Origin of the sequence: Rhodovulum euryhalinum (genome assembly GCF_004342445.1) — a bacterium.
GTDB lineage: Bacteria > Pseudomonadota > Alphaproteobacteria > Rhodobacterales > Rhodobacteraceae > Rhodovulum > Rhodovulum euryhalinum.
In genome coordinates this window covers 1-13513 of sequence record NZ_SLWW01000006.1, presented here as the reverse complement: position 1 = coordinate 13513, position 13513 = coordinate 1, and the positions used below count along the sequence as shown (strand labels likewise).

The window sequence follows — 13513 nt, the reverse complement described above, 5'->3', positions numbered from 1 at the left end:
AAGGGCGCTGTGCCGGACGTGTCCCGACGAAAACCCGCATATCGCCGCAGTCCTGCCGTGCACAGGAAATGGGCAGCCCGGCCCGGGGACGAGGCATCACGCGGATTTCCGTGCCAGATCGCGGAAGCGGCGCGCCTGCACGAAGTCGCGCCGCCGGATCGACGCGGCCTCGGCCGCCTCGGCATCAACGCCCCAGTGTTCCTGCTGCCAGGTCTCGTCGATGCGCGACATCTCCCACAGCCGCTCGATCGGGGCGACGGCGTCGTCCATCGCGGCCAGCCCGATCACCAGCGAGCCCGACAGGGCCACCAGATCGGACAGCGCGGTCAGCGCGAAGTCGTCCAGCCCGGACACGCGCGCGTGCAGGGCGGCCAGGCTTTCGGGCGGCTGGGCACGGGGCAGGATGCCCACCGTGGGGATCAGCGGCGCGCCCAGCGCGGCGCGCGCCCAGTCGAGCAGCGGATCCCACGCCGCCACCTGGCGGGCGGCAAGTCCGGCGGGCGCCTCGGCGCGGTGGCAGATCAGGTCGCTTTCGCCATAGGCCGCGATCAGGGCCGCGACCTCGGCATGCTGGGCGCGCACCTTGTCGATGGCCGCATTGGCGGCGCGGGTGACGGGCATGGTCTGGGGCCGGATCTCGCGCTCCTGCGCGTCCCATTCGGCGGCGGCGGCTTCGGCCATGGCGCGGGTCGGCAGGATCAACGGAGCCTTGGCGGGGGTGCGCACCGGGCGTCCGTCCAGCAGCACGGTAAAGCCGCCCTCGGCCTCGGCAACCTCCGCCGCTGTCCAGAACCGTTTCGGCGCCCAGTCCGCCATCGCTTCAGCCTCCCCGGAGCCGGTCCACCGCGGCGGGCAACGAGGCAAAGCTGTCGATGACCGCATCGGCCGCCGCCAGCCGGTCGGGCGCGTGATAGCCCCAGGTGACGCCCAGCGTGCGCACGCCGGCCGCGCGCCCCATCTCGATGTCGAACTCGGTATCGCCGATCATCACCGCATTTTCCGGCGCCACCCCGGTTTCGGAAAGCGCGGCCAGCACCATCGCCGGATGCGGCTTGGACGGATGGTCGTCGGCGGACTGGCGCGTGACGAAGTGCGACCCGAGGGCGTGCGTCTCCAGAATGGCATCAAGCCCGCGGCGCGACTTGCCCGTGGCGATGCCCAGCAGCGTGTCGTCCGCTGCCGCCAGCGTCTCGACCGCCGCGCGCGCGCCGGGGTAAAGCGGCGAGGCCTCGGTGCCCACCCGCAGCGCGAAATACTGCTGGCGGTAGCCCTCGACCATCCGGGCCAGGCGGTCCCCGGGCAGGTCGGGGGCAAGCCGCGCGATCGCCACCGGCAGCGACAGGCCGACCACGCCCAGGATCGCGGGCAGCGGCGGCACGGCCAGCCCCTCGGCCTGAAAGGCGGCGGCCATCGAGGCGGCGATGTGCGACTGGCTGTCGACCAGCGTGCCGTCCACGTCGAAGATCACCAGCCTGAGCGCCGTCATTCGAGATCGCCGAACGGGTCGGCGGGCACGTCGGCCTCGGACCAGCCCAGCATGTCCCAGGTGCGGCGCATGTGCTCGGGCAGCGGTGCGGTAAGGGTCAGCGCCTTGCCCGTGGCGGGGTGGGTCAGACGCACCATGCGGGCATGCAGGTGCAGCTTGCGGCTGATCTCGCCGCCCAGTTGCGCACCCCAGCCCTCGCCCTCGTTCACCTGCCCGCTGCCGCCATACTTGCCGTCGCCGACGATCGGGTGGCCGATCTCGGCCATGTGGGCGCGCAGCTGGTGGGTGCGGCCGGTGACAGGCACCAGCGCGCACCACGACACCCGTTTGCCCAGCGAGGACAGCACCGCGTAATCGGTCACCGCGCGCTTGGCGTCGGGGGTGGCGTCCACCTTGTCGGGCAGGATGCAGCGCATCTTCTCGCCCTCCCCCCCCGACCCGTGGCCGGGCGCCTTGACCAGGCCATAGCGGATCGTGCCCATCGCGGGGCTGGGGGTGCCGGCGACCGCGGCCCAGTAGATCTTGCGCGTCTCGCGCGCCCGGAAGGCGGCGGTCAGCGCCTTGGCCATGGCCAGGGTGCGCGCCAGCAGCAGCACGCCCGAGGTATCGCGATCGAGCCGGTGGACCAGGCGCGGTTTCTCGTCGAACCCGAAGCGCAGCGCTTCGGCCAGTCCGTCGACATGGCGGCTTTGCCCGCTCCCCCCCTGCGTGGCCAGCCCCGGCGGCTTGTTCAGCGCGATGAGATGATCGTCGCGATAGAGCACGCAGCCGCGGATCATCGCGGCATCCGCCTCGCTGACCACGGCGCGCGGCGGCGCCTCGCCCGGCGCGGGCAGCGGCGGGATGCGCACCTGCTGGCCCGCTTCCAGGCGGGTCGCGGGCTTGACGCGGCCGCCATCCACCCGGATCTCGCCCTTGCGGCACATCTTCTCGATGCGGATCTGGGTGACATGCGGGAACTGGCGGCGGAACCAGCGGTCAAGCCGCTGGTCGCCCTCGCCCGGCGCCACGGTCAGCGTCCGGACCCCGGTCATGGCATCAACCCCCGCGCCACCGCAAGCCCCGCCGCGATCGCCGCCAGCGACAGGACGACCGAGGCCAGCACATAGGTCGCGGCCAGGTGGACCTGCCCGCGTTCATAGATCGTCAGCGCATCCAGCGAGAACGCCGAAAAGGTGGTGAACCCGCCAAGCATGCCGGTCATCAGGAAGGGCGCATAGGCGTTGCCGAACTTCTTGGCCAGGACCACCACCACGACCCCCATCAGGAACGATCCGACGACGTTCACCGTCAGCGTGCCCCAGGGAAAGCCCGGCCCCATCAGGCGGATCGTTGCGACCCCCGTGAGGTATCGCCCCACGGCGCCGATCGCGCCGCCCAATGCCACCTGAAGGATCGTTCCGCCTGTCATGGGTCTCCCTTCGCGCCGCGGCCCGCGCTTGTCAACCGCTCCGCGTACCGGGGGCGCACGCCGCCTGGCCCGGTTGCGGCCGGCGGTGCACTGCGGGCCTGCAACCTTCTTCTTGGCGGAAATACTCCGGGGGGTCTGGGGGGCAGCGCCCCCCAGACGGTCGCCTTGGCGCAGCCAAGGCGAAACCGGTCCCTGGCCTGCGCCGCCCGCCCCGCGCTAACCCCCGCCCTGGCGCTGGCCGCGCAGCCTGGTGAAATAGTCCAGCCGGCGCTTCAGCTCCCGCTCGAACCCGCGTTCGACGGGGGAGTAGTAGACGCCGCGCTTCATGCCCTCGGGGAAGTAGTCCTGGCCCGAGAACCCGGCCTCGGCATCGTGGTCGTATTCATAGCCCGCGCCATAGCCCTGCTCCTTCATCAGCCGGGTCGGCGCGTTCAGGATGTGTTTCGGCGGGGGCTCGGACCCGGTGCGTTTCGCCGCCGCCCGCGCGTTCTTGTAGGCGGCGTAGCCCGCGTTCGATTTCGGCGCGAGGGCGAGGTAGATCACCGCCTGCGCCAGCGCCAGTTCGCCCTCGGGACTGCCCAGCCGTTCATAGACCTGCCACGCGTCCAGGCAGAGCGTCTGCGCCTGCGGGTCGGCCAGCCCGATATCCTCGATCGCCATCCGGGTGATGCGGCGGGCCAGAAAGCGGGGATCCTCGCCGCCCTCCAGCATCCGCGCCAGCCAGTAAAGCGCGGCGTCGGGATCGGACCCGCGCACGGATTTGTGCAGCGCCGAGATCAGGTTGTAATGCGCGTCGCCCGACTTGTCGTATTGCGCCGCGCGGCGTTGCAGCCGCTGGGCCAGGGCCTCGGGCGACAGCGCGCCCTCGACCTTCCAGGCCGCGACCTGCTCGATCAGGTTCAGCAGCGCGCGTCCGTCGCCATCGGACATTTCCAGCAACTGCTCGCGCGCGGGGCCGGTCAGCGGCAGGGCGTGGCCAAGCTCGTGCTCGGCGCGTTGCGCCAGCAGTTCCAGGTGGGCAAGGTCGAGCCGGTCCAGCACCAGCACCTGCGCCCGGCTCAGAAGGGCTGCGTTCAACTCGAAGGACGGGTTTTCCGTGGTCGCGCCGACCAGCAGGATCGTGCCATCCTCCATATGCGGAAGGAAGCCGTCCTGCTGGGCCTTGTTGAAACGGTGGATCTCATCGACGAACAGCAGCGTCCCCTGCCCGTTCGCGTGCCGCATCTTCGCCGCCTCGAACACCTTCTTCAGGTCCGCGACCCCGGTGAAGATCGCGCTGATCTGCACGAAGCTCAGATCCGTCTCGTCCGCCAGCAGCCGCGCAATGGTGGTCTTGCCCACGCCCGGCGGCCCCCACAGGATCAGCGAGGACAGCGTGCCCGAGGCCAGCATCACGCCCAGAGGCCCGTCGGGGCCGAGGATGTGTTCCTGCCCGATCACGTCCGCCAGCCGTTTCGGCCGCAGCCGGTCTGCCAGCGGGCGCGGGCCCGGCCGGTGGGGGGTCTCGGGCTCGTTCCGGTCGAAGAGGTCAGCCATCGGCCGAGCCTAGCCCAGCCGCGTCAGACACGAAAGCGCAAGACACCGCGCTGCCCGCCGCGCAGGTATTCGACATACCAGTTCCGCCCGCCCTCGCGCGCGGCGCGGGCCACGTCGGCGGTGTCGCGGATCGCCCGGTCGTTGATCTGTACCAGGATGTCGCCGGGCCGCAGCCCCGCCCGCGCGCCGACCTCGCCCGGATCAGTGACCAGAACGCCCGCGGCGCCCGAGGGCAGGCCCGCCTCTTGCGCCACGGCGGGGTTAAGGTTGACGACCGACAGGCCCGCCAGCACGCTGCGGCCGCTGACGGTCACCGGATCGCGCGGCGGGCTGTCGGGTGGCGCGATCAGCGCCACGCGGGCCTCGCGCGTCTTGCCGTCGCGCAGGTAGGCGACCGCGATCTTGCCGCCGACCCCCTCGGACGACAGGCGGAACAGCATTTCCTGGGGCGTGTTGACCGCCGCGCCGCCGAGGTCGAGCACCACATCGCCCGGTCTCAGCCCGGCCGCGGCAAAGGGGCTGGCCGGGTGCAGTTCCGTCAGCACCACACCGCGCGGCAGGTCCATGCCCAGCGCCCCGGCCAGCGCGGCATCGACCGGCTGGCCCGAGACGCCGGCCCAGGGGCGCTGGAAACGGTCGGCCCCGGAGCGCGCCTGTTCGACGAAGTTGGACACCAGGTTCGCCGGGATGGCGAAGCCGATGCCGTTCGAGCCGCCCGAGCGTGACAGGATCGCGGTGTTGATGCCCACGAGCCGACCCGCCATGTCGACCAGCGCGCCGCCCGAATTGCCCGGGTTGATCGCGGCGTCGGTCTGAATGAAATAGCCGCGCCCGCCGCCGATCGACAGGCCCGAACGCGCCAGCCCCGAGACGATACCCTGGCTGACCGTCTGGCCCACGCCGAACGGGTTGCCGATGGCCAGCACCAAGTCGCCCACCTCGACCGTATCGGAATCGCGCAGCTCCAGCGCGGGCAGGTCGCGCGCGCCCGTCAGGCGCAGGATCGCAAGGTCGGATTCCTCGTCGCCCAGCAGCACCTCGGCGTCGAATTCGCGCCGGTCGGCCAGCACCACGCGAATTTCGGTCGCCTGGCCCACGACATGGTAGTTCGACACCACCAGCCCGTCCCCGGACACGATCACACCCGAGCCCAGCGAGTTCTGCACCCGGGGCTGCACCCGGCCGAAATCGCGGAAGAGCTGCGAGAAGAACGGATCGCCCGCGAACGGGCTGACGCGGTCGGCCACCACACGGCGGGCATAGATGTTGACCACGGCGGGCGCGGTCTCGCGCACGACGGGGGCGAAACTTAGGCTGATCTCGGCCGCCGACCCAGGCACCCGGCGCTCTTCGGCCGAGAGGGGCAGCGCGGCGAGGACAAGGCAGAGGATCGGAACGAGTCGGGTCATCGGCTGCTCGGGCGGTTCGCGTCGCCCAAGCATATGCGCGCGTGGCGTTCGAAGTTCAACGCCCGGGGCACGCCCCCCGCCCACCCAGGCGGGGGGTCCGGGCAGCATCAGTGCAGGTTGGACGCGAAGTTCATCGAGACGACCTGGTTGTTGATGCCGTCGATCTCCATCACCGGGCCCATGGCCGTCATGTCGATGCCCACGCGCTTGTACCACAGGGTCCAGTTCGCGTTCAGCAGCGTCAGGCACTGGGTTGCGCCGAGGTTTCGCGCGGCCTTGGCCAGTTCCTGCACGAGATTGAAGTAGATCGGGCGGCGCTGCGCCAGCGGCACCCGTTGCGACACGAACAGCCGCGAGCTTTCCCAGACGGTTTCGGAAACCGGCGCCTCGTCATGGAGAAGATGCGCGGGGATCGTGTCCAGCAGCCCCTTTTGCGCATCGCGGATCATGTAGGTGTAGATGCCACAGCGCGCCGTGGTGGGCGTCAGCCGGTTGCCGGCCAGCACCTGGCCCAGCTCGTCATGCACTACGACCCAGCGGCTGGCGGGGGTATCGTACTGGTCGTACTCCATGCCCATCGCCTCGGGCAGGTCCCATTTGTTGCGCTCGATGAAGAGTTCGCGGCGCGCACGAAGCATGTTCGCGAAAAGCTCGCCATGGTTGTGAAGATTTTCGAAGGAAAGAGTGGTGGTCTGCATAAGAGCCTCCTGCAGGGTTGGTGGTGTGGTCGTTAACCTTGCGGAAGGCGAAAGCCGTCAGAGCAGCCGGTAGTCCTTTGCGCGCTGTATCGCTTCGGCAGTCGTGCGCGCCATGAGCCGCTCGCGCGCAGATGCGAGGCGGGCCTTGAGCGCACTTTCCGATATCCCCAGCTTGCTTGCAGCGGCCGCATGGCGATCGCCGTCCGCAATGCATTTGAGCGCCTCGATCTGAGCCTTGGTCAGCTCTTGCGGTGGCTCGGTCATGTCGTGCAAACGACGCACGATGGCCTCGATCCTGTCGATCTCGGCATCCGTGAATTCCCGATCTGCTCGTGCCACACTCGCAATGGTCCTGGAGGTAATCGGCCCCCAGGAGATCGTCACGCCGAACCTCAACCCGAACCGCCTGGCATCTTCGAGGATGCCGAAAGGGTCCGGAATATTCTGGTTGCTCCACCGTGTCGCGCCAGTGGTTGAAAAGCCCCATGCGACCATAGGGTCGCGCAGGACATAGCCATGCTCGGTATAGTAGGCAAGCCACGCCGGGTCATAGGTCTGAAAGGTCATCAGGGGCGAGGTGAACCTGATATGCAAACCGATGTTGTACCCTTTGGGGGCCAAGGCATCGAGCGCCCTTAATTCCCGATCAAACACTGACTTTTCGAACATGACTTTTTAGACAAGTTGCATGAAACCCAGTCAACCTTAAATTGATCTCAGGGAGACCGCGAGGAAGGCCCTGGGAATTTTGTATTCTAGCGGAGTATTCGGTGCGCACAATCCATCCAAGTCTTTTCAATCGTCTGATGCGGCTGCCCGCGGGCATCCGCACGGACCTTCTCGAATTTGTCGGGGCAACGCCGGTCGCCGACGACCAGCTTGAGCGCATGCTGCGCGACGTCGACCGGGTGCTGGAAAACCAGCGCGGCATGGCAGGCGCCGAGCTTCTGGCGTGACCGGCGGACAGACCGGCCGGGAAAACGAACAAGGCCCCACCGAATGGCGGGGCCTTTCATGTTTCGAAGCACCGGGGGACTCATTCCTCGGCGTCGGCCTCGGCCTCGAGCCGGGCTCGGTCGGCGGCCCCCTTGGCTGCGGGGTCGCGGTCGACCAGTTCGACGATCGCCATCGGCGCCATGTCGCCATAGCGGAAACCGGCCTTCAGCACCCGGACGTAACCGCCCTGGCGTTCGGCGTAGCGCGGTCCCAGCACGTCGAAGAGCTTGGCGACATGGGCATCCTGCTTGAGTTGCGCAGCGGCCTGGCGGCGGGCGTGCAGGTCGCCGCGCTTGCCCAGCGTCACCAGTTTGTCGGCGATTCGCTTGAGCTCCTTGGCCTTGGGCAGCGTGGTCTTGATCTGTTCATGTTCGATGAGCGAACCGGCCATATTGGCAAACATCGCCTTGCGGTGTTCATGGGTGCGGTTCAGGCGGCGGTATCCGCTGGCGTGACGCATTGGTCTTCTCCGTTCGTGCCCTCTACGGGCGGTTTTGCTTTGTCCGGCAGCCCATGCGTGCGGGCCGCTCTCCTTGGGGCGGTGTGCCCGTGTCGTGACGGTGGGTCGACACCCACCCTACCCTTGCGGCGCAGGGTGGGTGAAACCCGCCGCTCTCAGAACTGGTCCTCGAACTTCTTGGCCAGATCCTCGATGTTCTCGGGCGGCCATTCCTCGACATCCATGCCGAGATGCAGCCCCATGCCCGAGAGCACTTCCTTGATCTCGTTGAGCGACTTGCGGCCGAAGTTTGGGGTCCGAAGCATCTCGGCCTCGGTCTTCTGGATCAGGTCGCCGATATAGACGATGTTGTCGTTCTTGAGGCAGTTGGCAGACCGCACCGAAAGTTCCAGTTCGTCGACCTTCTTGAGCAGGAGCGGGTTGAACTCCAGCCCCTCGTCCTCGGACTCGCGGCCGGCCGATTCGGGCTCTTCGAAATTGACGAAGATCGACAGCTGGTCCTGAAGGATGCGGGCGGCGTAGGCGACCGCATCATCGGGGGTCAGCGAGCCGTCGGTCTCGATCTTGAGCGTCAATTTGTCATAGTCGAGCACCTGCCCCTCGCGGGTCGGCTGCACGTCATATGCCACTTTTTTCACCGGCGAGTAGATCGCGTCGATCGGGATCAACCCGATGGGGGCATCCTCGGGACGATTCTTGTCGGCCGCGACATAGCCCTTGCCGGTGTTCACGATCAATTCCATGAACAGGTCGGCCCCCTCGTCGAGGTGGCAGATCACGTGGTCGCGGTTCAGGACCTCGATGCCGGCGGTTTCCGAGATGTCGCCGGCAGTCACGATGCCCGGCCCCTTGGCCGAGATCGACAGCCGCTTGGGCCCCTCGACCTCCATCCGCAGCGCGACACCCTTCAGGTTCAGCACGATGTCGGTCACGTCCTCGCGCACGCCCGCCACCGACGAGAACTCGTGCAGCACGTTGTCGATCTGCACCGAGGTGATCGCCGCGCCCTGCAGCGAGCTCATCAGCACCCGGCGCAGCGCGTTGCCCAGCGTCAGGCCGAAACCGCGTTCCAGCGGCTCGGCGATCACCGTCGCCTGGCGCGCGGGATCGTTGCCCGGCTTGACCTCGAGCTGGGTCGGCTTGATGAGTTCCTGCCAATTCTTGTGGATCATGTCTGTCTCCTCAATTCCTGCCCTTCGCCCATGTCCGAGGCGAGGGACGCCCGAGGGAAATAACGACAAACCCGGGCCGGCGGTCGCGGCCCGGGTGGAAAGTCACGCGATCAGACGCGGCGGCGTTTCGGCGGCCGGCAGCCGTTATGCGCGATCGGGGTCACATCGCGGATCGAGGTGATGTTGAAGCCAACGGCGGCCAGCGCGCGCAGCGCCGATTCGCGGCCCGAGCCGGGGCCCTGCACCTCGACCTCGATGGTTCTGACGCCATGTTCCTGCGCCTTGCGGCCGGCATCCTCGGCGGCCATCTGGGCGGCATAGGGGGTCGACTTGCGCGAGCCCTTGAAACCCATCGTGCCCGCCGACGACCAGGCAATCGCGTTGCCCTGCACGTCGGAAATCAGGATCTTGGTGTTGTTGAAGGACGAGTTCACATGCGCCACACCGGCGGCGATGTTCTTGCGTTCCTTGCGGCGGATGCGGGTCTTTTCGCGTGCCATACCTGATGCCCTCCCTTATTTCTTCTTGCCGGCAATGGCTTTTGCCGGGCCCTTGCGGGTGCGGGCATTGGTGTGGGTGCGCTGGCCGCGAACCGGCAGGTTGCGGCGGTGGCGAAGCCCCCGGTAGCAGCCCAGATCCATCAGCCGCTTGACGTTCATCTGCACTTCGCGGCGCAGGTCGCCTTCGACGGTCAGGTTGGCGTCGATATGTTCGCGGATGGCCAGCACCTCGGCATCCGAAAGCTCGTTGACGCGGCGCGAGGCTTCGATGCCGACAGCGGCGCAGATCGCCTCGGCCGAGGCCGGACCGATGCCGTGGATATAGGTGAGCGCGATGGGGACGCGTTTTCCGGTGGGGATGTTGACGCCAGCAATACGTGCCACGCGTATCTTTCCTTTCGTTGCGGTTCCGTAATTCCGGAACCTTTTTTCACAACTGAGGCCCGAAAGCGCGCTGCCTTCGGGCCGCCTCTGTCCCTGGCCGCAGCGGACAAGCCCGCCTGCGACAATAGGTCGATTCTTCTTCGAGACGCCGTGCCTAGGGCGAATCCCGCCTCCCGTCAAGGGGCGATTCACCCCTTGTCAAGCACCGCATTGATTTCAGCGGCGACGGCCTCGATCTCGGCCAGACCATCGACCGCCGAGAGCTGGCCCTTGGCGTAATAATAGCCGATCAGGGGCGAGGTCTTCTTGTAATATTCCATCAGCCGCTGGCGCAGGCTTTCCTCGTTGTCATCGGCCCGGCGCTTGAATTCGGTGCCACCGCATTTCGTACATTTGCCATCCGCGGGAATCGGCTTGGTCTGGTCGTTGTAGACCTCGCCGCAGCCGCCGCAGGTCGAGCGCGCGGTGATGCGGGCCACCAGAACCTCGTCATCGACCCGCATCTCGATCACGGCGTCGAGCTTCTGGCCCTTGCTGGCCAGCAACTCGCCCAGCGCGTCGGCCTGCGCCAGCGTGCGGGGGAAGCCGTCGAAGATGAAGCCGCCCTCGGCGCCCTGCTCCAGCTTTTCGGCGATCAGCCCGATCACGATCTCGTCGGTGACAAGCTCGCCCCGGTCCATCACCGCGGCGACGCGCTTGCCCATCTCGGTGCCGGAACTGCGGGCATCGCGCAGCATGTCGCCGGTCGACAACTGGACCATGCCGCGTTCCTCGACCAGCCTGCGGGCCTGGGTGCCCTTGCCCGCCCCCGGGGGGCCAAGAAGAATGATGTTCATCGACGCGCCGTCCCTCTCGGTTTGCCCTTCCGCTTGCGGCCGAGCTGTGATTTCTCGATCAGCCCCTCGTACTGGTGCGCCAGAAGGTGGGACTGCACTTGCTGGATCGTATCCATGGTGACCGACACGACGATCAGCACCGAAGTGCCGCCGAAGTAGAACGGAATCGCCAGTTGCGCGCGCAGCACCTCGGGCAACAGGCACACGAGCGCAAGATAGCCCGAGCCCAGCACCAGCACCCGCGTCACCACGTAGTCAAGATAGTCCTGGGTCCGCTTGCCCGGCCGGATCCCCGGAATGAAGCCGTTCTGGTTCTTCAGGTTGTCGGCCACGTCCTCGGTCTTGAACGACACGTTGAAGGTGTAGAAGTAGGTGAAGAAGATGATCATCGCCGAGAAGAAGGCGAGGTAGAGCGGCTGGCCCGGCCCGAAATAGGCCAGGACCACAGACATGACCGGCCCCGCCTGACCGTGCGAGAAGGTCGAGATCGTGGTCGGCAGCAGCAACAGCGACGAGGCGAAGATCGCCGGGATCACGCCCGCCGGGTTCACCTTGATCGGCAGGTGGCTGGACCCGCCGTCATAGATCTTCATCCCCACCTGGCGGCGCGGGTACTGGATGTGGATCTTTCGCAGCGCCCTTTCCATGAACACCACGAAGGCGATGGTGATGATGACCATCAGCATCACGCCGATGATGACCGCGGGCGACACCGCGCCCGAGCGGCCCTGGCTGAGGAACTGCGCCAGGGCGGCGGGCACCTCGGCGATGATGCCGACGAAGATGATCAGCGAGATGCCGTTGCCGACGCCGCGCGCGGTGATCTGCTCGCCCAGCCACATCAGGAACATGGTGCCGCCGACCAGCGTGACGACGGTGCCCGCGCGGAAATACCATCCTGGATCGGACGCAAGCCCGCCCGCCTCAAGGCTGACGGCAAGGCCATAGGCCTGGAAGGTCGCCAGGAACACCGTGCCGTAGCGGGTGTACTGGTTGATCTTCTTGCGCCCCTGGTCGCCCTCTTTCTTGAGCTGTTCGAGCTGCGGAACCATCGCCGCCAGAAGCTGCACGATGATCGAGGCCGAGATGTAGGGCATGATGCCAAGGGCGAAGATGCCCATCCGGCCCAGCGCGCCGCCGGTGAACATCGAGAGGATACCCCCGATTCCCGCCGCCGCCTGGTCCATGAAGTCCCTGAGCGCCGCGCCGTCGATGCCGGGAACCGGGATGTAGGTGCCCAGCCGGTACACGATCAGAAGGCCGAGGGTGAATAGGATCCGCTGCCTCAGCTCGGTGGCCTTGCCGAAGGCCCCCCAGCTCATGTTCGCGGCCATTTGCTCTGCTGCAGATGCCATGCTGAGCCTCTGTTCAAGGACAGCGCCGCCGGACCGTCTTCCGGCTCCGGCGGCGCATGGGAAAACTAGGGGTGATTTAAGCGGCGCGGGCGCCGCGAACAACCACTTATTCGGTCACCTCCGCCGGAGCGGCGGTCTTGAGCGTGCCGCCGGCCTTCTCGACCACCTCGATCGCCGAGCGCGAGGCGCCGGTCACGTCGATCGACAGCTTGACCGTCAGCCCGCCCTTGCCCAGCACGCGGATGCCGTCGAGCTTGCGCCGCACCAGGCCCGAGGCCACCAGCGCGTCCTCGGTGATGGGCGCGCTGGCGTCCAGCTTGCCCTCTTCCACGAATTTCTGGATCAGCCCGAGGTTGACCACGGCATAGTTCTTGCGGTTGGGCTTGTTGAAGCCACGCTTGGGCAGCCGCTGGTAGAGCGGCATCTGGCCGCCTTCATAGCCGTTGATGGCCACGCCCGAGCGGGATTTCTGACCCTTGATCCCGCGCCCGGCGGTCTTGCCCTTGCCCGAGCCGGGACCACGCCCGATCCGCTTGGCCTTCTTCGCCGCGCCCGGGTTGTCGCGCAGTTCATTGAGTTTCATGTCGCTTCTCCTTGGCCGGAACACCTCCCCCGAAGCGGTATGGGAGGGACACGGCGTTTCTTGGTGTTGGTTGTGCGGCCCGAGGGGGCCACCGGGGCGTATAGACGGGACGCAGAGTCCATGCAACCCTTTGCGCGAGGGGCCGCAACACGCATCCGGGAGGGCGCGATGATTTCGCTTGGGTGGGACGTCGGCGCGTGGAGCTGCGACCGAAATCGGAATAGCCGCGATGCGCTCGTGGCTCTCTCTGAGAAAGGCCGCCTGCTCGGAAGGACGTGGCGAGGAAATCTCCGTCAAGTCATTATTTCATCGGGTTCTTTTTCAGATTTCAGCGCTGAAATATTCCGACTCTGCGACATCCCCGCAGATCGCGCCGAGGCAAACTTTATTATGGCCGTCGACGCACCGCTTCAGTTTCCAAAAGCAGTAGCCCTGTTGGCAGCCGGCCAACTCGATAGTCCGGCCTGAACAACGGCGAAGTGGTTGATCTTCATCCTGAAACCGGAGGTTTTTGTCGCCATGGCCTGCAGGATTTCATAGGATTCCGGCCGTAACCCTGCACTTTCGGCCCGCCGCATGAAGCACCGTCCCCGCCCGCCCGAGCAGAACGATCTCTTCCGGCCGCGCCTCGTCGACATGATCGACATGCGCCATGAGCTGGTCACGCTGGCGGCGCTGATCGACTGG

The 13513-nt window shown here is 67.0% G+C and carries 16 protein-coding genes; 1 reads left to right on the top strand and 15 read right to left on the bottom strand.

Going from position 1 to position 13513, the window contains the following annotated elements:
- Positions 1–96 precede the first annotated feature (96 nt).
- The 8 genes from EV655_RS08390 to EV655_RS08355 form a co-directional block, all read right to left on the bottom strand.
- Positions 97–816, bottom strand: a complete 720-nt coding sequence (locus EV655_RS08390; protein ID WP_132543781.1) for an ATP12 family chaperone protein — start codon at positions 814–816, stop codon at positions 97–99.
- A gap of 4 nt (positions 817–820) precedes the next feature.
- Positions 821–1486 (bottom strand): HAD-IA family hydrolase, encoded by a 666-nt coding sequence (locus EV655_RS08385; protein ID WP_132543779.1) that lies wholly within the window; start codon positions 1484–1486, stop codon positions 821–823.
- Complete coding sequence (locus EV655_RS08380) at positions 1483–2520, bottom strand: RluA family pseudouridine synthase (protein WP_132543777.1); 1038 nt, start codon at positions 2518–2520, stop codon at positions 1483–1485. Before EV655_RS08380 ends, EV655_RS08385 begins: the two co-directional genes overlap by 4 nt.
- A complete protein-coding gene (gene crcB / locus EV655_RS08375; RefSeq protein ID WP_132543775.1) occupies positions 2517–2897 on the bottom strand; it encodes a fluoride efflux transporter CrcB in 381 nt (126 codons plus the stop codon). Before crcB ends, EV655_RS08380 begins: the two co-directional genes overlap by 4 nt.
- Positions 2898–3113: 216 nt before the next feature.
- Positions 3114–4433: a replication-associated recombination protein A gene (locus EV655_RS08370; RefSeq protein ID WP_132543773.1), complete on the bottom strand. Its 1320-nt coding sequence runs from the start codon at positions 4431–4433 to the stop codon at positions 3114–3116.
- Positions 4434–4456: 23 nt separating this feature from the next.
- Positions 4457–5842 (bottom strand): trypsin-like peptidase domain-containing protein, encoded by a 1386-nt coding sequence (locus EV655_RS08365; RefSeq protein ID WP_132543771.1) that lies wholly within the window; start codon positions 5840–5842, stop codon positions 4457–4459.
- A 107-nt stretch (positions 5843–5949) separates the two neighbouring features.
- Positions 5950–6540 (bottom strand): acyl-homoserine-lactone synthase, encoded by a 591-nt coding sequence (locus EV655_RS08360; RefSeq protein ID WP_132543769.1) that lies wholly within the window; start codon positions 6538–6540, stop codon positions 5950–5952.
- Between the two features lie 57 nt (positions 6541–6597).
- Entirely contained in the window at positions 6598–7209 is a 612-nt protein-coding gene (locus EV655_RS08355; RefSeq protein WP_132543767.1) for an autoinducer binding domain-containing protein, read from the bottom strand.
- Positions 7210–7346: 137 nt separating this feature from the next.
- Here EV655_RS08355 and EV655_RS18625 point away from each other — a divergent pair, with 137 nt between their 5' ends.
- On the top strand, positions 7347–7496 hold the full coding sequence (locus EV655_RS18625; protein WP_165905307.1) for a hypothetical protein: 150 nt from the start codon (positions 7347–7349) through the stop codon (positions 7494–7496).
- An 80-nt stretch (positions 7497–7576) separates the two neighbouring features.
- Here the strand turns inward: EV655_RS18625 and rplQ are convergent, their stop codons facing one another.
- From rplQ to rplO, 7 genes are all read right to left on the bottom strand, one after another.
- Complete coding sequence (rplQ, locus tag EV655_RS08350) at positions 7577–7996, bottom strand: 50S ribosomal protein L17 (protein ID WP_132543765.1); 420 nt, start codon at positions 7994–7996, stop codon at positions 7577–7579.
- A 155-nt stretch (positions 7997–8151) separates the two neighbouring features.
- On the bottom strand, positions 8152–9168 hold the full coding sequence (locus EV655_RS08345) for a DNA-directed RNA polymerase subunit alpha (RefSeq protein ID WP_132543763.1): 1017 nt from the start codon (positions 9166–9168) through the stop codon (positions 8152–8154).
- A 110-nt stretch (positions 9169–9278) separates the two neighbouring features.
- Positions 9279–9668 (bottom strand): 30S ribosomal protein S11, encoded by a 390-nt coding sequence (gene rpsK / locus EV655_RS08340; protein WP_132543761.1) that lies wholly within the window; start codon positions 9666–9668, stop codon positions 9279–9281.
- Positions 9669–9683: 15 nt separating this feature from the next.
- The gene (gene rpsM, locus EV655_RS08335; RefSeq protein WP_132543759.1) at positions 9684–10052 is read right to left on the bottom strand and encodes a 30S ribosomal protein S13; all 369 of its coding nucleotides are present in this window, start codon (positions 10050–10052) and stop codon (positions 9684–9686) included.
- 188 nt (positions 10053–10240) lie between these two features.
- Positions 10241–10888, bottom strand: a complete 648-nt coding sequence (locus tag EV655_RS08330) for an adenylate kinase (RefSeq protein ID WP_132543757.1) — start codon at positions 10886–10888, stop codon at positions 10241–10243.
- Positions 10885–12243, bottom strand: coding sequence for a preprotein translocase subunit SecY (gene secY, locus EV655_RS08325; protein WP_132543755.1), 1359 nt, complete (start codon positions 12241–12243; stop codon positions 10885–10887). Before secY ends, EV655_RS08330 begins: the two co-directional genes overlap by 4 nt.
- Before the next feature lie 106 nt (positions 12244–12349).
- Positions 12350–12826 (bottom strand): 50S ribosomal protein L15, encoded by a 477-nt coding sequence (gene rplO / locus EV655_RS08320; RefSeq protein ID WP_132543753.1) that lies wholly within the window; start codon positions 12824–12826, stop codon positions 12350–12352.
- Positions 12827–13513 lie beyond the last annotated feature (687 nt).

Coding starts and splice junctions, on each gene's coding strand:
- EV655_RS08390 (WP_132543781.1), bottom strand. CDS start 816: ATGGCGGACTGGGCGCCGAAACGGTTCTGGACAGCGGCGGAGGTTGCC.
- EV655_RS08385 (WP_132543779.1), bottom strand. CDS start 1,486: ATGACGGCGCTCAGGCTGGTGATCTTCGACGTGGACGGCACGCTGGTC.
- EV655_RS08380 (WP_132543777.1), bottom strand. CDS start 2,520: ATGACCGGGGTCCGGACGCTGACCGTGGCGCCGGGCGAGGGCGACCAG.
- crcB (WP_132543775.1), bottom strand. CDS start 2,897: ATGACAGGCGGAACGATCCTTCAGGTGGCATTGGGCGGCGCGATCGGC.
- EV655_RS08370 (WP_132543773.1), bottom strand. CDS start 4,433: ATGGCTGACCTCTTCGACCGGAACGAGCCCGAGACCCCCCACCGGCCG.
- EV655_RS08365 (WP_132543771.1), bottom strand. CDS start 5,842: ATGACCCGACTCGTTCCGATCCTCTGCCTTGTCCTCGCCGCGCTGCCC.
- EV655_RS08360 (WP_132543769.1), bottom strand. CDS start 6,540: ATGCAGACCACCACTCTTTCCTTCGAAAATCTTCACAACCATGGCGAG.
- EV655_RS08355 (WP_132543767.1), bottom strand. CDS start 7,209: ATGTTCGAAAAGTCAGTGTTTGATCGGGAATTAAGGGCGCTCGATGCC.
- EV655_RS18625 (WP_165905307.1), top strand. CDS start 7,347: ATGCGGCTGCCCGCGGGCATCCGCACGGACCTTCTCGAATTTGTCGGG.
- rplQ (WP_132543765.1), bottom strand. CDS start 7,996: ATGCGTCACGCCAGCGGATACCGCCGCCTGAACCGCACCCATGAACAC.
- EV655_RS08345 (WP_132543763.1), bottom strand. CDS start 9,168: ATGATCCACAAGAATTGGCAGGAACTCATCAAGCCGACCCAGCTCGAG.
- rpsK (WP_132543761.1), bottom strand. CDS start 9,668: ATGGCACGCGAAAAGACCCGCATCCGCCGCAAGGAACGCAAGAACATC.
- EV655_RS08330 (WP_132543757.1), bottom strand. CDS start 10,888: ATGAACATCATTCTTCTTGGCCCCCCGGGGGCGGGCAAGGGCACCCAG.
- secY (WP_132543755.1), bottom strand. CDS start 12,243: ATGGCATCTGCAGCAGAGCAAATGGCCGCGAACATGAGCTGGGGGGCC.
- rplO (WP_132543753.1), bottom strand. CDS start 12,826: ATGAAACTCAATGAACTGCGCGACAACCCGGGCGCGGCGAAGAAGGCC.